Consider the following 16,885-nt stretch of genomic DNA (forward strand, 5'->3'; position numbering starts at 1 on the left):
GGGTTCCCGCCTTCGCGGGAATGACGGACCCTATTTGCCAGCGCTAACTGCGAATTTCATCCATGACCACCCGCCTCAACAAACACATCGCCGAAACCGGCTTCTGCTCGCGCCGCGAAGCAGACCGGCTGATCGCCGACCGCCGCGTCACCGTCAACGGCATGCCCGCGGGCATGGGTGCGGTGGTGGGCGAGGGCGATGAGGTCAAGGTGGACGGACAGGAGCTGCGCGCACGCCAGAAAAAAGCTGGCGGCCGCAAGCACGTGTACATCATGTTGAACAAGCCGGTGGGCATCACCTGCACTACCGAGCAGGCGGTGGAAGGCAACATCATCGACTTCATCGATCACCAGGAACGCATTTTCCCGATCGGCCGCCTGGACAAGGATTCCGAGGGCCTGATCCTGCTGACCAGCAACGGCGACATCGTCAACGAGATCCTGCGCGCCGAGAACAAGCACGAGAAGGAATACCACGTGGCGGTGAACAAGCCGGTCACCGATGAATTCCTGCGCGGTATGGCGCGCGGCGTGCGCGTGCACAACCAGACCACGCTGCCGTGCAAGACCGCCAAGCTGGCCAAGTTCGGTTTCCGCGTCGTGCTGACCCAAGGTCTCAACCGGCAGATCCGCCTGATGTCGGCGGCGTTCGACTACCGGGTCAAGCAATTGCGCCGGGTGCGCATCGACAACCTCAAACTGGGCGCGTTGAAGCCCGGCCAGTGGCGCAATCTCACCGAGATAGAATTGCGGGGACTGCTGCCTCAGCGCACCGAGTGGTGAGAGGCGTTCACTCGACGATGCCTTTGGCCTCGGAGATGCCGATCACCTCGGGATGCTGGACGCGCTTGTTGCGGTCCAGCAGCGGATGCAGGAACACGGCCACCAGGATGATCGCCACGCCCAGATAGAACAGCGGCGTGAGTTCGCGCTGTTCGCCCAGCAGCACGATGGCCAGGAGGATGGCGTAGACCGGCTCCAGGTTGGTGACCAGTTGCACTGCGTACGCGCTGAGGTGGCGCAGAGCGACCAGCGACAAGGCGAAGGGCAGCAGCGTGCAGACCAGCGACAGCGCCAGCAGCAACAGGCCGTCGTGCGGGCTGGGAATCACCAGCAGGTCGCCGGCGAAGGCGGGAAACAGCATGGGCATCAGCGGCGCCAGCAAGGTCAGCAGCAGCGTGCCCGCACCCAGCTCCACGCCGGTCACGGTCAGCGGATCGCCTCCATCGACCATGTGCTTGTTGAGCGAACCGAAGACCGCGACCAGCAACGCGGACAACGCTCCCACGGCGATGCCCATGCGCATGCCGTCGGGCACGCCGCCGACCACCAGCGCCACGCCGGGCAAAACAGCCAGGCCGAAGGCGAGTTCGCGCATGGAAAACGGCCTGCGCGTCAGCCAGGGCTCGATCACCGAGGTGAAGGCGGGCGCCAGCGCGATGCAGGTTGCGGCCACCGAAGCATTGGCCAGCTTCACTGCACCGTAGAAAGTCAGCCAATGCAGCGCCACCAATGCGCCGATGCCGGAATACGCAAGCAGGGTGCGCAGCGGCATGGCCCGGAGCCCGCGCCATACCGTAGGCAACACGGCCAGCGCGGCCACCACCAGCAGCATCCGCCACCACACCAGCGGCAACGCGGGCAGGGTGATCATTTTTCCCAGGATGGCGGTGAAGCCCCATAGCAGCACGCAGAAGTGGATCTGCAGCTGGGCTTTGGCGGTAGGCGATAAAGGCATGCGACCATTGTCGCCGATGCCGGCACGCGCTGGCGATACGAGGTTGCGAATACGGCCATGAGCGAGTCTTTCACCAGTTACCTGCGCGATCTTTTTTCGGAACTGGGACCGGTCACCTTGCGCAAGATGTTTGGTGGGCAGGGTCTGTACCACGATGGCCTGATCATCGGGTTGGTGATCGGCGATGAGCTTTTCCTCAAGACCGATGCGGCCACCGTCGAAGCTTTCGAGCAGGCGGGCGGGCATCCTTTCGTCTACCAGGGCAAGGGCAAGCCGGTGACGATGAGCTACTGGTTGCCGCCCGCCGAGGCGATGGAGTCTTCGCAGGCGATGCGCCCTTGGGCGAGGTTGGCCTATGAGGCTGCGGTGCGGAAGAACTCCGAAAAGAAGCCTCTGAAGAAAGCGGCGAAGAAAGGCGCGAAGAAGACAGCGAAAAAAGTCGAATGACTAGTCGATTCGATACATTTCTGTTTTATCGAATTGCGGAAGAAGTACAACCAGGACTGTAGACACGCAAGAAACACTGAGCTCCGTTCGTGGTGAGCCTGTCGAACCACGCCTTTGCCACAAGCCCGCGCTTGCGACACGTCGCTTCATCGCGAAAAGCGTGGTTCGACAGGCTCACCACGAACGGTTCGGCGGGTTAATCCACGAGCCGGTTCGGCAGGCTCGCCACGAACGGGATCAATTGTCGTTACCGCGAGGCGATTGCGCCCAGGCGTTCGAGCAAAGCTATCGCAGCGGCGGGATTCCGCTCTTTGGCGCTGCTGATGAAATAGAGAAAGACTTCGCGCGGGCGTTTTGCTGCGGCGCTAGTTTCTATATGCGGAAGATCCGCCGGATCGTCGCCTTGCGACCAGCGCATGGCGCGCTCGGCCCATTGGTCGAGCGCGGCGCCCGGGTAGCCGGTCACGATCCCGGCTTGCGAGCGCATCAGCCGCGCATAGACGAAATCGGCGGTGAGATCGGCGAAGGAGGGATGCTCTTCCGAGTCGGTGAATACCGTCGCCAGGCCGTGTTCGCGTGCCAGCGCCAGATAATCCTTGTCCACGAACGCCGGATCGCGTACGTCCAGCACGTGCCGCAGCTTGCGCCCGGAATATTCGGCGGGCAGCAATCCGACGAAGGCCTTGAACTCCTCGGCATCGATGCGTTTGCCTTTGTCGAACTGCCAGACCAGCGGCCCCAGCTTGTCGCCGAGTTCGACGATCCCGCCGATGAAATCCTCGATCTGGTGGCCGGTTTTCGACAGCGCCTTCGATTCCATGATCCGCTGCGGCGCTTTGGCCGAGAACACGAAGCCCTCCGGCGTTTCATCGCGCCATTTGGCGTAGGTGGCAGGCTTTTGGACGCCGTAATAGGTGCCGTTGACCTCGATGGAATTCAGCTGCCTGCTGGCGTATTCCAGCTCGCGCCGCTGCACCAGCCCCGCCGGATAGAACATGCCGCCGCGCCACGGCGCGTAAGTCCAGCCGCCGATGCCGACGCGGATGCGCGACGGCATCGGCGGCGGCGGGGAAGAAAAAAGATCGGACGTGGGTTTGTCTTTGCGTGGGCTCATTCTGCCTTCCAGGGATCGTAACTGCCGAACCACCAGAGATGTCCTTCCGGGTCGCGGCAAGAATAACCGCGTCCGCCGTAAGCCTGGTCGGCGATCTCCATGACGATGGCTGCGCCAGCAGCCTTGGCCTGCGCGTAGTGCGCATCGGCGTCGGTGACGATCACGCAGGGGCTCTGGGTTTCGCGCAGGCCGATGTCTTGTGGCTGCACGATTTGCTTTCCCCATTCGCTGACGTTGTCGGCCGACCCCAGCATGATCATGCCGTTGCCGAAGGTCAGCTGTGCGTGATGCACGGTGTCGCCGTCGGCGTAGACCGCATTCCTGCTGAAGCCGAAGGCCTTGCACAGCCAGTCGATGGCGGCGTGCGCATCCCGGTAACGCAGGCAGGGAATGATGGTGCTGGTGGTGTCGGCGGCAAGCGTCATGGGATTGGCTCCTGGCATGGGCGTGCGTGCATCCTGGGTCGTTCTGCGGCGCGGGTCTTGTAGATTTCCGCGGGGGTTTACCGTAAGGCGATATGGCCGTTGAAGGCATCGCGCTGACGGCTGAAGGCGGCAGGGCTGAGCCCCGAGAATTCACGGAATTCGTGGCTCATGTGGGCCTGGTCGTGATAGCCGCAATCCAGCGACAGGCCGGCCCAGTCGATGCGGTCGCGGTTTTCGGTGGCCGCGACGACCTGATGGAAACGCCTGAGGCGCAGGTAGCGCTTGGGAGTGATGCCGACCTGCTGGCGGAAGCGTTCTCCCAATTGGCGCGGCGAGCAGCCACGATCATGCGCGGCGGCAGTCAACGCGCCGATGCGCGGATCCGAATCCAGAACAGCCAGCACGTGCAGAATGGGATGGTTCGGTACGGCCAGCGCTGAGCGTTTTTCCAGCCATCGCATGAGCAACGCCAATCGGTTGCGCGGGCCATCGGCTTCCAGCAGCCGCTCGCGTAGCAGTGGGACGTCGTTGCCGGCAAGGTCCTGCAGATCGACGCTGTCGTTGGCCAGCCGGTCCATCCTTTCGCGGAAGAACATCGCTGCGCCGCCGGGGCGGAACACCACGCCCATGACCGCGACCTGCTCTTCGCTGTCGATGATGCTGCTGCGGGTGCGGGGACCGTCGAGCGTCGATCCGCTGAAGCGGGTGCAGCGGTATTGCTCGTCGTAGACGCGGGTCTGGTCCTCGGCCAGATTGATGATGAGCCCGGCATTGGCGACCGGCAGCACCCGTTCCAGGCGGTGCGATTGGAACGCAGCTTCCCAATCCCAGATCATCTCGACCAGGAGGTTGAGCGGCGCTTGCGGGACCAGCGACAGGAACTGCACGGGTTTCTCCCTTGGTTTCGGCAGGATAGTCCAGGCTACCGGCCGTTGCCATCTTGAGTGACCCAGGTCGCAGAGCTTGCGATCCCACATGCGGAAACGGGGAAAAACGGGGCTCTTCACATTGTTTTTAGCCGCGCGCATCTACATCTTAGGCGGCACCCCCACAAAACCCCATGGAAAATCCGATGCTGAGAACAGGATGGCTGTTCCTGGCTGCGCTCGCCTGCGGCAACGCGCTGGCGGCCGACGCAGAGACATGCGAGAAACGCACCGACTTGCCGCCCACGGTCAATTTCCGTATCGACAACGACCTGTTCGGCAAGCAGGACCAGGGCTACAGCAATGGCGTGCAGCTGACCCTGGTGTCGCCCAATCTGGTCGACTACACCGACGATCCCTGCCTGCCGCGCCTGGCGCGCTGGTTGAATCGCCATCTGGATGCGCTGACGCCGGAAGGCTTCGAGCAGCAGAACATGGTGGTGACCTTCGCCCACGGCATTTTCACCCCGACCGATTACACCCGTAGCGACCTGGTCGTGGAAGACCGGCCCTATGCCGCGGCTTTGCTGGTCGGCCTGGGCTACAACGCCCGCAACGGCGACCACCTGCGTACCACCCAGTTGCAGTTCGGCATCGTGGGTCCTTCGGCCCTGGGCGAGCAGGTGCAGAACGAGGTGCACCGCATCCTTGGCGATCCGCGGTTCGAAGGTTGGGACAATCAGCTCCGTGACGAACCGGTGGTCCGCCTGGTGCACGAGCGCATGCGCCGTTTCTCGCCCGACAATGGGGTTTGGGGCTGGGATGCCATCACCCACTATGGCGGCAGTCTGGGCAACCTGGCCACCTACGCCAATGCAGGTGCGGAATTGCGCTTCGGACGCCATCTGCCCGACGATTTCGGCAGCACGCCGCTGCGTCCGGCCGGCGAAAATACCGCGCCCACGCCCAGCCGGCACGTAGGCGGCCCGTTCGGCATCCATATGTTTCTGACCTTCGATGCGCGCTGGGTGCTGTACGACATCACCCTGGACGGCAACACCTTCAAGCACAGTCACAGCGTGGACAAGAAGGCGCTGGTGGGCGAGGTGGGCTACGGCTTCGCGCTCACCAAGGGGCGCTGGAAGTTCGCATTGGCCCGCTACAACCGCAGCCGCGAATTCGAAGGACAGGTGGAGGCGCCGGTATTCGGCAGTTTCACCATCAGCCGGGCGTTCTAGAATGCGTTGAACCCGTCTCCGGAATCGCCATGAGCTGGACCACGCCCGATCTGTGCGACAACTATCCCGAAGCCGCCGTCGCCGATCCGGTTTTCCGCGACTACGGAGGCATCCCGGCGTTCTGTGGACGCATCGTCACCATCGACTGCTTCGAGGACAACTCGCGGGTGCGCGATCTGGTCGCCACCGACGGGCGCGGCAAGGTGCTGGTGGTGCAGGGCGGCGGTTCGCTACGGCGCTCGCTGCTGGGCGACATGCTGGCGGAAAGGGCCGTGGCCAACGGCTGGGGCGGTTTGCTCATCAACGGCTGCGTGCGCGACGTGGAGGCGCTGGCGAAACTGCCGCTGGGCGTAAAGGCGCTGGCCGCGTGTCCGGTCAAGACCGAGAAGATGGGGGTGGGCGGGGTGGATGTGGCGGTGGCCTTCGCCGGCGTCGAGTTCCTGCCGGGGCAGTGGTTGTACGCCGATGGCAACGGCGTGATCGTGGCCGAAAGGGATCTGCTCTTGTAGGAGCTGCGTAAGCTGCGACTGGATATTCGGTATTGCGCATGCTTTTGCAAGTATGACGGTCCATGGGTCGCAGCTTACGCAGCTCCTACGTGATAATGCGCGCATGATCTTCCGCTGGTTCGAATCGCTGATCGATGTGTTCGGGAAACCGGACCTGCGCATGCCGCCGCGCGGGGTGTGGCGTTTCTACGTGCATTACCTGCGCCAGGCGTGGCCGGTGCTGGGGGTGATGTGCGCGCTCGGCTTCGTGGTGGCGCTGGTGGAAGTGGCGCTGTTCGATTTCCTCGGCAGGCTGGTGGATCTGACCAAGGACGTGCCTGCGCCCGATTTCTTCGCCCGCCATGGCCGCGAGCTCCTGTTCATGGCGTTCGTCGCGCTGATCGCCAGACCGGTGCTGATCGGGCTGAGCGACCTGCTGATGCACCAGGCGGTCACGCCTGGCCTGACCGCGCGTATCCGCTGGCAGCAGCACCAATACGTGGTGCGGCAAAGCCTTTCGTTCTTCCAGAACGACTACGCCGGCCGCATCGCCAACCGCATCATGCAGACCGGCGCATCGTTGCGCGAATCGGCGGTGCAGATCGTCGATGCGCTGTGGTACGTCAGTGTCTACACCGGCAGTGCGCTGATCCTGTTCGCGCAGGCGGACTGGCGGCTGACCCTGCCCCTGATCGTCTGGGTGTTCCTGTACATCGGCGCGCTGGCGTTCTTCGTGCCGCGGGTGAAGGAGCGTTCGTGGAAAGCCTCGGAGGCGCGTTCGCAGCTGATGGGCCGTATCGTCGACGGCTACACCAATATCTCCACGCTGAAACTGTTCGCGCACACGCGGCAGGAAGACGCCTACGTGGCCGAGGCCGTGCAGGAAAACGTGGCCAAGGTGCGCGCCATGACCCGCATGACCACCGGCATGGACGTGACGTTGACAGTGCTCAACGGGCTACTGGTGGTGATCACAGCGGGCCTGGGATTGTGGCTGTGGCAGAAGGGCCTGATCACGGTGGGCGATATCGCGCTATCCACCGGTCTGGTGATCCGCATCGAGAACATGTCCGGCTGGATCATGTGGGTGGTGAACGGCATCTTCGAGGACATCGGCACGGTGCAGGACGGCATGGAGACCGTCGCCAAGCCCAATGCCGTCATGGACTCGCCCGAGGCGGGCAGGCTGGCGATCACGCACGGCGAGGTGGAGTTCAAGGACATCCACTTCCATTACGGCAAGCGGGGCGGCGTGATCGCCGGATTGAATCTGCACGTGCGGCCGGGCGAGAAGATCGGCCTGATCGGTCCGTCGGGCGCAGGCAAATCGACCCTGGTGAACGTGCTGCTGCGCCTGTACGACCTGGAATCCGGACGCATCCTCATCGATGGGCAGGACATCGCCACGGTCAGCCAGGAAAGCCTGCGCGGGCAGATCGGGGTGGTCACCCAGGACACTTCATTGCTGCATCGTTCCATCCGCGAGAACCTGCTGTACGGACGCCCGGACGCGAGCGAGGAGGAGATGGTCGCCGCGGTGCGCAGCGCGCGCGCCGATGGCTTCATCGCCGATCTGGTGGATGGCGAAGGGCGGCGCGGCTACGACGCGCAGGTGGGCGAACGCGGAGTGAAGCTTTCCGGCGGCCAGCGCCAGCGCATCGCCATCGCGCGCGTGCTGCTGAAGGACGCGCCGATCCTGGTGCTGGACGAGGCGACTTCCGCGCTGGATTCGGAAGTGGAAGCGGCCATCCAGGACAGCCTGGATACGCTGATGGAAGGCAAGACGGTGATCGCCATCGCCCACCGCCTGTCCACCATCGCGCGCATGGACCGGCTGGTGGTGATGGATCGTGGCGAAGTGGTGGAGACCGGCACGCATGCGGAGCTGATCGCGCGCGATGGCCTCTATGCTCGGTTGTGGAAGCGGCAGACGGGTGGGTTTGTCGCGGCCGACGTGTGATGTTCCTTCTCCCACCGGGAGAAGGTGCCCGAAGGGCGGATGAGGGAATGGAAAATCGGTGCTAGCAATCTTTTGCTAGCACGTCATTCTCATGCCCTCATCCGTCGCTGCGCGCCACCTTCTCCCGGTGGGAGAAGGGAAAAGCGTTACTGGATCGGCTGATCCAGCATCAGCTCACGCGCGAAGCGCACCGGCGGCGCGCCATACGACAGGATCTGGTCGTTGTAGGCCTTCAGGTTGAACTTGTTGCCCAGCTTGGCTTCCACCGCCTTGCGGGTGTCGAAGTGCTCCTGTACGCCGACGAAGTAGGTGGGCAACTGCGCCGAGGTCAGCTGCACGCGTTTCCACTTCCCATCGGCCTCGCGCTCCTGCTGGAAGGTCTGGCGGACCATCAGGTCCATGGCCTGTTCCTTGGTCCAGTTATCCACATGCACGCCCTGGTCCAGGATCGCGTTGGAGATCGCGCGCAAGTAGAACTTCAGCTGCACCAAGTGGAACAGCGGATCGTTATCCATGTAACCGGCGTCGGTCATCATCTTCTCGGTGTACACCGCCCAGCCCTCGGCGAACATGCCCGAGCGCAGCACGCCGCGCAGGGTCGAGGGGAACTTGGCCGAATGCCAGCCTTCCAGGTAATGACCCGGCGTGCCTTCGTGGATGCTGAGCAGGTGGATCATGCGGTTGTTGTATTCGCGCAGGAACGAATCGACCTGCTTGGCGTCCCATTCGTCGGGAATGGGCGATACCGCATAAAAGGTATCCAGGCCTTTGTCCAGCGGACCGGGTGAATCGCAGTAGGCCACGGACACGCCGCGCTGGAATTCCGGCATCAGGATGATCTTGACCGGGGCGTCGGGCAGGGTGACCAGATCCTTCTCGCGGACGAAGTCGGTAGCCGATTTCAGTGCGGATTCGGCGGCTTCCACCACTTTGTCGCGTGCCGGCTTGTCGGCATAGGCCAGTTCAAGTGCGGCTTCGATCGCCTTCTGCTGCTGCTCGTCGCTGGGCGCATCCGGCATCTCCGGCGCGCCGGCCTTGTCCTTCAGCACGGTGCGGGCGATGCCGTACATCTCTTCGCGTACGCGCTTGAGTTCGCCTTCGGCGCGCTGCTTGATATCGGCGCGCGACAGCGAGGACAGCAGCGCGAACTGCAGCTTCTGGTCGTACAGCTTGGCGCCGATGCGGAAATCGCCCTTGGCGTTCGGCACCAGGGTCTTGTCCAGCCATTGCTGATGTTCGGCGATGGCCTTTTCGAGAGTGGCGGTGGCCTTCTCGGCACGCACGCGGTCGGCTTCGGGCAGTTCCTTCAGGTGCGGAGTGATGAACGTCCCGACGATGCTCAGTACGCCCTTGTTCTGCTTGGCCACGGTTTCGGCATGTATCTTCGGAACGCGCGCCGGATCCAGGTTCTCGCGCGCCTGCGCCAGCAAGGCCGGGATCTTCTCCATGCGGGCCGTGGCGGAACGGATGCGGTCGGGCAACGGAGCGAATTCGCGCGCCATTAGATTGTAGATGGCGCCGCCAGTCAGGCCGCTGTACACCTGCGGATCCCAGGCCCAGCTCTGCAGGGTTTCGGTGCCCCAGATGTCGTACTGCAACTGGTTGCGCAGGATCGCCGCGTCGACCTGGTTTTCGCGCGAGAGCTTGCTGGCGTCCAGCGCATCCAGTTCGGCCAGGATCTTCTTGCCGAAGTCCAGGCTCTTCTGGCGGCCGGCGGCGCTCAGATCGTCCAGCTCGCTGTCGTATTTGTGTTCGCCGATCTGGGTGGCGAAAACCGGCGACAGCTGGAACCAGCCATCCAGCGCACGTTTGGACAGATCGGCGAACTTTGCATCGGCTTGGGCGGTGTCGGTTGCGACGGTGGCCGTTTCGGTCGCTGCCGGGGCGGCGGCGGGCGCTTCTGCTTTCTGGCAGGCGGCGAGGGAGGAGAGCAGGGCGAGGGCGAGCAGACTGTGGCGCATCATTCCTATGGTTCCCGTTGCAGTGCGGCATCGCACGAAGGCCAAAAGCATAGGCAATCCTGCCGGCCAATGCATGTGCCTATGGCTTATGCTCGCGTCCACACCAGCGAGGGGAAGACGCTCATGAAACACTCCGGAAGCTGCCATTGCGGCAAAGTCGCCTTCGAGCTCGAAGGCGACATCCACGAAGTCACCGACTGCAACTGCTCTCTGTGCCGGCGCCGCGGCGGATTGCTGTGGTTCGGCCCGCGCGAAGCGCTGACGCTGAAGACGCCCGAATCCGACCTGTCCACCTATACCTTCAACAAGCACCACATCCAGCATCGCTTCTGTGCGGCCTGCGGCGTTGCCCTGTTCGGTGAAGCCGACAATCCCAAGACCGGCACGAAGATGCTCGCGGTCAATGTGCGCTGCCTGCCGGATGTGGACCTCAAGACGCTCAAGGTGAACGAATTCGATGGCGCCAGCCTGTGAGTACCGGGCGCGTCGATCAGGGCCGCTGGCTGCCGCGCGCGCTGCTCGGTTTCGCATTGCTGTTGCCGCTTTCGGCCCGGGCCGAAGACGCCTGTCCGCCGGAGGGTACCGATGCCGGTTCGCTGCAGTTGTTGAAGCAGCAGGATTTCAAGGTCGATGATGCGGCCACGCGCAACACGCTTGCGATAAGGCTGCTCGGTTGCCTGTCCAGTCCGGACCCCGCGCTGCGCGACGGCATCGCCTACGAGGCGCTCACTGCCTGGTTGCGCGGCAACGGGCTGGAAGCCGACACGCGCGTGCGATTGCGCGACGATCTTTACGCGATGTTGCAGGCTCCCGATACGGAAGGCTTCGCACGGCCCTTCGCGGCGCTGGTGCTCTCCGAAGTCGCGCGCACCGACCGCATCGCTCCATGGATGACGCCGGCCGAACGCGTGAGCATGGTGGATCAGGCGACGGCCTATCTGCGATCGGTGCAGGACTATCGCGGATTCGACAATGCGCAGGGTTGGCGCCATGGCGTGGCGCACGGCAGCGACTGGTTGATGCAGTTGGCGCTCAATCCCGCATTGGAACGCCCGCAACTGGAAAGCATGCTGGCCGCGATCGCCGCCCAGGCGGTACCGGAAAGCGCGCACGCCTACGTGTTCGGCGAACCGGGCCGGCTCGCACGGCCGGTGCTCTATATCGCCAAGCGCGGCGTGCTGGCAGACGCCGACTGGTCGGCCTGGTTCCTGGGCTTGCCGGCACGCATCGGCGAGCGCGAAAAAGCCTATTCCGACACCGCCTGGCTGGCGCGGCGCCACGATCTGCTCGCGTTCCTGACCAGCGTGTATCTGGAGGCCGATCAGTCGGCCGATGCGCCGATCAAGGCGCTGAAGGGGCCCGTGGTGCTGGCTCTTAAAACCATTCCCTGATCACCCGCGCTTTTCCTACGGCAGTTGCCCACGGCATCATCTTCCCAGCAACGCTGCAGGAATCGCCGGCATCGGCGTGCGTTCGTCCAGCGCTTCCTGCTTCATCCAGTCGATGAACAGTGCGGCGGCGGGGTTGAGCGGGCGATGGGTGGGATAGACCGCGTAGTAGGCGAAGCGCGCTTTCAGGGCCGGGCCGGGCAGGCGGATCAGTTCGTAGCGTTGCAGGTAGGGCATGACGATCTGCTTGCGCGCCAGGGCTGCGCCGATGCCGTACACCGCCGCGCGCATGGCGTCGGTGCTGTCGCTGAAGATGTGCATGGGCGGCAGGTTCAGACCACGCACACCGGCGGCGCGGAACCAGTCGCGCCAGCCTTGCAGGGCCATGTCGCTCACCAGCGGTAGGGCGGCGATCTGGCGCGGTTCGCTGATCTTGTCGACGCCTGCCAGCGCTGGTGAGGCGACGGGGAATAGTTCGTCGTCCATCAAGTGGTGCGAAGTCAGGCCTGCCCATTGCCCGGCACCGTGGCGGATGGCCAGGTCGGGACCGTCGTCGTCGAAACGGGTCAAGGCGATGTTGGCGTCGATATTGATGCGGATATTGGGATGCGCGGCGCAGAAGCGCGGCAGACGCGGCAGCAGCCAGCAATAAGTCAGCGAATGCAGGGTGGAAATACGTAGCGAGGTGATGCTGCCGCTGTGGTGCAGGTTGGCGGCAACGGCAGCGATGTCGGTCATCGCGGCGGTAGCGGCATCGGCCAGCTGGCGGCCTTCCGGGGTCAAAGTCACCCCGCGGGCGTTGCGCTGGAACAGCACCACGCCGAGGTTGGCTTCGAGCTTGCGCACATGGTGGCTGACCGCGCTGGCGGTCAGGTGCAGCTCTTCGGCGGCATGGGCGAAATTCTGGTGGCGCGCGGCGGCGGCGAAGACGCCAAGGGCGGGCAGCAGGGCGGGGCGCAGATTCATGCGGGCTATTCCTGAGACACAAGCCAGATTTGTGGCTGGCCCGGATAGTACGCGCTTGTGGGCCTGTGCGGTTCAAGGAAAATAGCCAACAGACACAAAGCGGGAGTGGTCCGATGTCGGCGAATGATGCAGCGGTAGCGGTCGTGCAGGAGCCCATAGTGGCCGTGCGCGACTGGCGGACCCCGCTGGAATTGCTGTTGCTGGGCGCCATCTGGGGCGGCTCGTTTCTGTTCATGCGGGTGGCGGCCAAGCCGTTCGGCGCGTTCGCGCTGGTGGATATCCGGCTGGCGTTGGGAGCGTTGGTGATGCTGCCCTTCCTGTGGCGCGACCGTGCCGCTTTCAGCCGCGGAATCTGGCCGAAGTTGGCCTTGATCGGCCTGATCAATTCCGCGATTCCTTTCCTGCTGTTCGCCTGGGCCGCGCAGCGGTCGCCTGCGGCGATCGGCGCCATCTGCAATGCGATGACCGTGCTGTTCGCCGCCTTGGTGGCTTTCCTGTTCTTCGGCGAAAAGATCGGCATGCGCCGCGCGCTGGCGTTGCTGGTGGGTTTCGCCGGGGTGGTGTTGCTGGCCACCAGCAAGGTGGCCGGCTTGAGCGTGGGCTGGGCCGTGGTGGCCGGCGCAACCGCTGCGCTGTTGTATGGCGTGGGTTTGAACCTGGTGCGACGGCACATGGCGCATCTGCCACCGGCGGCGTCCGCAGGCAGCACCTTGGGTTGCTCGGCCTTGTTGCTGGCGCCGTTCGCGGCCACCCACTGGCCGACGGAACCCGTTTCAGGAGCGGCCTGGTTCAGCGCCATCGCACTGGGCGTGCTGTGCACCGGTTTCGCCTTCCTGATGTATTACCGCCTGATCCAGCGCATCGGCCCGACCCGCACGGCGGTGGTGACCTATCTGGTGCCGTTGTTCGGCGCGGCCTTCGCCTGGCTGTTCCTCAACGAGCCGGTGACGCCGACCATGATCGCAGCGGGCCTGCTGATCCTGGGCAGCGTGGCGGTCAGCCAGCGGGCGGCGCCCAGGAAATGAGCGCTGTCGCGACGACGCAGAAACGGGTGGTGTTCGATTTCGAAATCGATTTCAGCAATGGCGGCGGTTTGCAGGGGCAGCAATTCCGGCTGGATATCGACGGCGATGATATTTCCGATGCAGAGCTGGCCGACTACATCGTCGATGACATGCGCTTGTTGATGGTCGGCGCGGTACGCATCCTCAACAAGCGCATTATCGAAGAAGCGCACAAGCGGTAGGTCGGGGCTACGCCCCCGACGCCCGCGATCTGATACCCCTTGGGTCGGCCACGTAGAGCCCGCCTCGTACTTGACGCGGGGGTCAAACTACGCCAACACCCCGATATCCTGCGCCAAAGCATCTCGCTGCGAAGCGCTCAACACCGCATTGCGCAGCATCGCTGGCGCGATGTAGCCGCGGTGCACGTGGTCGATCAGCGACATGTACACGCGCCCGAACAGGTTGTTGTAGCGCACTCGCGTACCCAGGGTGAAATCGATCTGGCTGTCGCTGACGATGTGCACGCCCACGCAGGAACGGAACACCAGATGCCGGTCGTCGGCGCCCAGCACCACTTGCGCACGCTGGTCGCCGTCGCTGGTGCGCGATCCCAGCACCGGATACTTGCCGGCGAAGGTCGGTCCGTCCTGTTGCGACAACAGCGAGGACACCGGGCAGCCCAGCGGCGAGGTACGCAGTTTCAACGGCATTACCAGGAAGTTGCGCACGCGCATCAGCCAGGAGACGCCGGCCGGGCGCCGCACCAGAAAGCCTTCAAGCACTTCCCCCAACAGCTGTGCGGACGACAGCCGCGCAAAACCCTGGCCGCGTATCGTCAGCCTGAACATGTCCTGGTGGTCGTGCCGAGGAAGCTGATCCTGCAGCAACGACTGCCCGGGTAGATTCTCCAGTTCTTCGATCAGCAACGGACGGCTGCCGGTTGCGATGAAGCCGGGTGCGTCGCGCAGTGCGCTCCATGCGCCGCGAAACAGACCGGCGAAGCAGCGCATGATCCGGTGCGCGGCATGCCGCAAGCTGCCGGGCGCGGCATCCAGCGCAAGCCGGGTGGTGGGGATCTGCGCATGCACGATGGGTTCGCGCGCCAGCAGCTCATTGACGGCCTCGGGCAACAGCTCGGTCAGCGTGGCGATGCCCGCTGTGCCCGACAGCACCTGTTCGCGCGTCGCCTCGGACAGCTCGCCGCCCAGTTCGTTGGTATGGCAGGACAGCGCGAAGAACACCGGGTGGCGTCCATGGTCGCGCCGCGATGCGAACTGGTGCCAGGTGCCGCCGCCGAAGCGCACGGTGAACAGGCAGTCCGGTGGGATGTCCACGTAACGCAATGCGCTGATGAAACTGCGCGGGTCGTTCTCGATCTGTTCCTGCGAAGCGGTCGAAAAGCGCAGCTGCGCACCGCCACTGCCGGATATGGCGGTGAATACGCGATGCCCCGCGTGACGGTGGAAAGGGTGCCCTTGCGCACCCACGGCGAAGGAAAACAACGCGGTGTTCTCGCCTTTGGCGAAATCGGTGCCGGCCAGGCGCGTGGACGGTTCGTCCAGCTGGTCGACGAAGTCCTTGTGCGCGCGTTGCCGCCGCAGTGCCGCCGCGAACAGCTGGTTGCCCGAACCATGGCCGAGCTGCGCGATCAGCGACACTTCCACTGGCAGGCCTCCGCAATGCGAAGGAATGATGGCGCCTGGAAAGGTGTTCACTACTTCTGCATGGGAAACCATATTGCCTCCGAGCGTTGTTTATTCGACTGCTTCCGTGGATCAGGTGGGCTTCTTGGCCAGCTTGCGCGACTCGCGTTTGAGTGGCCCGGCGGTGGGGCAGACTTCGAAGGCGAAACCGGTCAGCGTATTGACCAGGTTGTCGGCCACCAGCCGGTAGACGATGAACTGGCCGCGGCGTTCGCTGGCCACCAGTCCGGCCGCGTCCAGCAACGACAGGTGCCTGGAGATGGCCGGAGCGCTCATGTCGAAGCGGTTGGCGATCTCGCCCGCGGTCAGTTCCTGCGCGGACAGATAGGCCAGGATCTGGCGGCGGGTGCTGGAAGCGAGGGCTTCGAAGATTCGATCGGCGGCCATGTTTATTTAAATAATTAACGTATATGTGAAATATAGGCGAGTGGCACAGCGGCTGTCAACAGCTGGCTACATGCTCTCAAAGGACGTGCTCTCAACGGACGTCATCCCGGCGAACGCCGGGATGACGGCCCCAACGTGGGGGCTTTCCCGCTGTGCTGGCTTTTTTTGGTGCCGCGATTATTTCTTGGCAGCACGCACAGGCAACGGCACATTGCACAGATCGATATGCCCGGCAGGCCGCTTGTAGAAATCGTCGCGGCGGTTGCGGCGGGCTTCGGTGGCTTCTACGAAGGTCTTGCTGTCGGTGCGCAGCAACTGCAACGGCACGCGTTCGGCTTCCGGCAGCTCGCTGGCCAGCTTGATCGATTTGATGGTGGTGCGCAGTTCGGGCTTCTCGTAGAAACCCATCGGCGCCGGTCCGCGCGGGATCACGCTCAGCAATTCCATTCCCTGGATCACGCGGCCCACCACGGTGATGTTGTCGTCCAGCTGGCGCGGCGACTGGCCATCGACGACGTACAGTTCCGCGCCGACGCTGCTGTCCGCTTCGTTGTTGCGCCCTGCGCCCAGGGCGCCGTAGCAATGCGCCAGCCAGGTCTGGCCGGTTTTGGGGTCGCGTCCGACCGGGAAGCCATCGACGAAGCCGACCTGCGGCGCCCAGCCGTCGGGGTCGGGCAGCCGGTCGAACTTCAGACCGGCGGAGGCGCGATGGAATTCGGCCGGCAACTTTTTCTTCGCCGTTCCCAGCGATCGCGCCTTGGCCGGATCGTCTGCGTCCGGATCGCCGAACTGCACCACGAAGTTGTCCTGCGAGCGGTAGATGCTCAGCCCGTCCCAGAAGTGTTCGCTGGCCAGCGTGCGGATGTTGGCCACGTGCTCAGGCGCGAACTGCGGCGCCAGTTCGATGATCACCCGGCCCGTTTCCAGTTCGAGATACAGGGTGTTGGCCGGATCCAGGGTGCGCCAGGCATCGGCAGGCGCGGCATCGACGATTTCCTGCGCGCTTCTGTACTTGGGCGGTTCGGCTTTGGATTGTTCCGCAGCCGCCGACGACGATGAAACCAGGGCGATGGCGCAGGCGAGCAGGGCAGGACGCAGGGTCATGTGGGTAGCCGAAAGAAAGTGAGCCCCGATTCTCGCCGGACTCTAAGCCCATGACCAAGCGCCCGGTGACTAATGGCACATTCGCTATACCTAA

At 64.0% G+C, this 16,885-nt stretch carries 18 protein-coding genes; 9 read left to right on the top strand and 9 right to left on the bottom strand.

The annotated features are described in order from the left end of the window. Window positions 1–62 precede the first annotated feature (62 nt). Window positions 63–782, top strand: coding sequence for a pseudouridine synthase (locus BLR66_RS18150; protein ID WP_093290060.1), 720 nt, complete (start codon window positions 63–65; stop codon window positions 780–782). A gap of 7 nt (window positions 783–789) precedes the next feature. Here BLR66_RS18150 and BLR66_RS18155 read toward each other — a convergent pair whose 3' ends face one another. Beyond that, a complete protein-coding gene (locus BLR66_RS18155; protein WP_093290061.1) occupies window positions 790–1,737 on the bottom strand; it encodes a DMT family transporter in 948 nt (315 codons plus the stop codon). A gap of 57 nt (window positions 1,738–1,794) precedes the next feature. Here BLR66_RS18155 and BLR66_RS18160 point away from each other — a divergent pair, with 57 nt between their 5' ends. After that, on the top strand, window positions 1,795–2,184 hold the full coding sequence (locus BLR66_RS18160) for a TfoX/Sxy family protein (protein WP_093290062.1): 390 nt from the start codon (window positions 1,795–1,797) through the stop codon (window positions 2,182–2,184). A 247-nt stretch (window positions 2,185–2,431) separates the two neighbouring features. On the opposite strand, the gene BLR66_RS18165 is transcribed toward BLR66_RS18160, so the two are convergent. The 3 genes from BLR66_RS18165 to BLR66_RS18175 all read right to left on the bottom strand — a co-directional run bounded on the left by BLR66_RS18165 (window position 2,432) and on the right by BLR66_RS18175 (window position 4,610). Next, window positions 2,432–3,298: a DUF72 domain-containing protein gene (locus tag BLR66_RS18165; protein ID WP_093290063.1), complete on the bottom strand. Its 867-nt coding sequence runs from the start codon at window positions 3,296–3,298 to the stop codon at window positions 2,432–2,434. Continuing rightward, window positions 3,295–3,723 (bottom strand): VOC family protein, encoded by a 429-nt coding sequence (locus BLR66_RS18170; protein ID WP_093290064.1) that lies wholly within the window; start codon window positions 3,721–3,723, stop codon window positions 3,295–3,297. The genes BLR66_RS18165 and BLR66_RS18170 overlap by 4 nt, the downstream gene beginning before the upstream one ends. A 77-nt stretch (window positions 3,724–3,800) precedes the next feature. Further along, window positions 3,801–4,610, bottom strand: a complete 810-nt coding sequence (locus BLR66_RS18175; protein WP_176943961.1) for a helix-turn-helix domain-containing protein — start codon at window positions 4,608–4,610, stop codon at window positions 3,801–3,803. Between the two features lie 185 nt (window positions 4,611–4,795). Between BLR66_RS18175 and BLR66_RS18180 the strand changes: the two genes are divergently transcribed. The 3 genes from BLR66_RS18180 to BLR66_RS18190 all read left to right on the top strand — a co-directional run bounded on the left by BLR66_RS18180 (window position 4,796) and on the right by BLR66_RS18190 (window position 8,275). Then, window positions 4,796–5,827 (top strand): lipid A deacylase LpxR family protein, encoded by a 1,032-nt coding sequence (locus BLR66_RS18180; RefSeq protein ID WP_255402773.1) that lies wholly within the window; start codon window positions 4,796–4,798, stop codon window positions 5,825–5,827. A gap of 29 nt (window positions 5,828–5,856) precedes the next feature. Next, window positions 5,857–6,336, top strand: coding sequence for a ribonuclease E activity regulator RraA (gene rraA / locus BLR66_RS18185; RefSeq protein WP_093290067.1), 480 nt, complete (start codon window positions 5,857–5,859; stop codon window positions 6,334–6,336). Window positions 6,337–6,439: 103 nt separating this feature from the next. Further along, window positions 6,440–8,275, top strand: a complete 1,836-nt coding sequence (locus BLR66_RS18190) for an ABC transporter ATP-binding protein (RefSeq protein ID WP_304442088.1) — start codon at window positions 6,440–6,442, stop codon at window positions 8,273–8,275. Window positions 8,276–8,421: 146 nt separating this feature from the next. On the opposite strand, the gene BLR66_RS18195 is transcribed toward BLR66_RS18190, so the two are convergent. Continuing rightward, window positions 8,422–10,236 (bottom strand): DUF885 domain-containing protein, encoded by a 1,815-nt coding sequence (locus tag BLR66_RS18195; protein ID WP_093290163.1) that lies wholly within the window; start codon window positions 10,234–10,236, stop codon window positions 8,422–8,424. A gap of 123 nt (window positions 10,237–10,359) precedes the next feature. Between BLR66_RS18195 and BLR66_RS18200 the strand changes: the two genes are divergently transcribed. Continuing rightward, on the top strand, window positions 10,360–10,710 hold the full coding sequence (locus BLR66_RS18200; RefSeq protein ID WP_093290068.1) for a GFA family protein: 351 nt from the start codon (window positions 10,360–10,362) through the stop codon (window positions 10,708–10,710). Further along, window positions 10,707–11,627: a DUF2785 domain-containing protein gene (locus tag BLR66_RS18205; protein WP_218119680.1), complete on the top strand. Its 921-nt coding sequence runs from the start codon at window positions 10,707–10,709 to the stop codon at window positions 11,625–11,627. Before BLR66_RS18200 ends, BLR66_RS18205 begins: the two co-directional genes overlap by 4 nt. A gap of 36 nt (window positions 11,628–11,663) precedes the next feature. On the opposite strand, the gene BLR66_RS18210 is transcribed toward BLR66_RS18205, so the two are convergent. Then, window positions 11,664–12,590, bottom strand: coding sequence for a LysR substrate-binding domain-containing protein (locus tag BLR66_RS18210; RefSeq protein WP_093290069.1), 927 nt, complete (start codon window positions 12,588–12,590; stop codon window positions 11,664–11,666). Between the two features lie 113 nt (window positions 12,591–12,703). Between BLR66_RS18210 and BLR66_RS18215 the strand changes: the two genes are divergently transcribed. Both BLR66_RS18215 and BLR66_RS18220 read left to right on the top strand, forming a co-directional pair. Further along, window positions 12,704–13,615 carry a DMT family transporter gene (locus BLR66_RS18215; RefSeq protein WP_093290070.1) on the top strand — a complete coding sequence of 304 codons (912 nt, stop codon included), beginning with the start codon at window positions 12,704–12,706 and terminating at the stop codon, window positions 13,613–13,615. Beyond that, on the top strand, window positions 13,612–13,836 hold the full coding sequence (locus BLR66_RS18220; protein ID WP_093290071.1) for a cyclase: 225 nt from the start codon (window positions 13,612–13,614) through the stop codon (window positions 13,834–13,836). The genes BLR66_RS18215 and BLR66_RS18220 overlap by 4 nt, the downstream gene beginning before the upstream one ends. Before the next feature lie 87 nt (window positions 13,837–13,923). Here BLR66_RS18220 and BLR66_RS18225 read toward each other — a convergent pair whose 3' ends face one another. From BLR66_RS18225 to BLR66_RS18235, 3 genes are all read right to left on the bottom strand, one after another. Further along, window positions 13,924–15,333 carry a DUF2867 domain-containing protein gene (locus tag BLR66_RS18225; protein ID WP_093290072.1) on the bottom strand — a complete coding sequence of 470 codons (1,410 nt, stop codon included), beginning with the start codon at window positions 15,331–15,333 and terminating at the stop codon, window positions 13,924–13,926. 39 nt (window positions 15,334–15,372) lie between these two features. Continuing rightward, a complete protein-coding gene (locus BLR66_RS18230; protein ID WP_093290073.1) occupies window positions 15,373–15,687 on the bottom strand; it encodes a metalloregulator ArsR/SmtB family transcription factor in 315 nt (104 codons plus the stop codon). A gap of 177 nt (window positions 15,688–15,864) precedes the next feature. Then, the gene (locus BLR66_RS18235) at window positions 15,865–16,791 is read right to left on the bottom strand and encodes a peptidylprolyl isomerase (protein WP_093290074.1); all 927 of its coding nucleotides are present in this window, start codon (window positions 16,789–16,791) and stop codon (window positions 15,865–15,867) included. Window positions 16,792–16,885: the final 94 nt, after the last annotated feature.

This window comes from Pseudoxanthomonas sp. CF125, from assembly GCF_900104085.1.
GTDB lineage: Bacteria > Pseudomonadota > Gammaproteobacteria > Xanthomonadales > Xanthomonadaceae > Pseudoxanthomonas_A.

What these genes read in the sequence shown, in the direction of transcription:
- BLR66_RS18220 (WP_093290071.1), top strand. Translation starts at nt 13,612, where the DNA reads ATGAGCGCTGTCGCGACGACGCAGAAACGGGTGGTGTTCGATTTCGAA.
- BLR66_RS18190 (WP_304442088.1), top strand. Translation starts at nt 6,440, where the DNA reads ATGATCTTCCGCTGGTTCGAATCGCTGATCGATGTGTTCGGGAAACCG.
- BLR66_RS18225 (WP_093290072.1), bottom strand. Translation starts at nt 15,333, where the DNA reads ATGGTTTCCCATGCAGAAGTAGTGAACACCTTTCCAGGCGCCATCATT.
- BLR66_RS18200 (WP_093290068.1), top strand. Translation starts at nt 10,360, where the DNA reads ATGAAACACTCCGGAAGCTGCCATTGCGGCAAAGTCGCCTTCGAGCTC.
- BLR66_RS18230 (WP_093290073.1), bottom strand. Translation starts at nt 15,687, where the DNA reads ATGGCCGCCGATCGAATCTTCGAAGCCCTCGCTTCCAGCACCCGCCGC.
- rraA (WP_093290067.1), top strand. Translation starts at nt 5,857, where the DNA reads ATGAGCTGGACCACGCCCGATCTGTGCGACAACTATCCCGAAGCCGCC.
- BLR66_RS18150 (WP_093290060.1), top strand. Translation starts at nt 63, where the DNA reads ATGACCACCCGCCTCAACAAACACATCGCCGAAACCGGCTTCTGCTCG.
- BLR66_RS18165 (WP_093290063.1), bottom strand. Translation starts at nt 3,298, where the DNA reads ATGAGCCCACGCAAAGACAAACCCACGTCCGATCTTTTTTCTTCCCCG.
- BLR66_RS18170 (WP_093290064.1), bottom strand. Translation starts at nt 3,723, where the DNA reads ATGACGCTTGCCGCCGACACCACCAGCACCATCATTCCCTGCCTGCGT.
- BLR66_RS18215 (WP_093290070.1), top strand. Translation starts at nt 12,704, where the DNA reads ATGTCGGCGAATGATGCAGCGGTAGCGGTCGTGCAGGAGCCCATAGTG.
- BLR66_RS18160 (WP_093290062.1), top strand. Translation starts at nt 1,795, where the DNA reads ATGAGCGAGTCTTTCACCAGTTACCTGCGCGATCTTTTTTCGGAACTG.
- BLR66_RS18235 (WP_093290074.1), bottom strand. Translation starts at nt 16,791, where the DNA reads ATGACCCTGCGTCCTGCCCTGCTCGCCTGCGCCATCGCCCTGGTTTCA.
- BLR66_RS18155 (WP_093290061.1), bottom strand. Translation starts at nt 1,737, where the DNA reads ATGCCTTTATCGCCTACCGCCAAAGCCCAGCTGCAGATCCACTTCTGC.
- BLR66_RS18180 (WP_255402773.1), top strand. Translation starts at nt 4,796, where the DNA reads ATGCTGAGAACAGGATGGCTGTTCCTGGCTGCGCTCGCCTGCGGCAAC.
- BLR66_RS18195 (WP_093290163.1), bottom strand. Translation starts at nt 10,236, where the DNA reads ATGCGCCACAGTCTGCTCGCCCTCGCCCTGCTCTCCTCCCTCGCCGCC.
- BLR66_RS18210 (WP_093290069.1), bottom strand. Translation starts at nt 12,590, where the DNA reads ATGAATCTGCGCCCCGCCCTGCTGCCCGCCCTTGGCGTCTTCGCCGCC.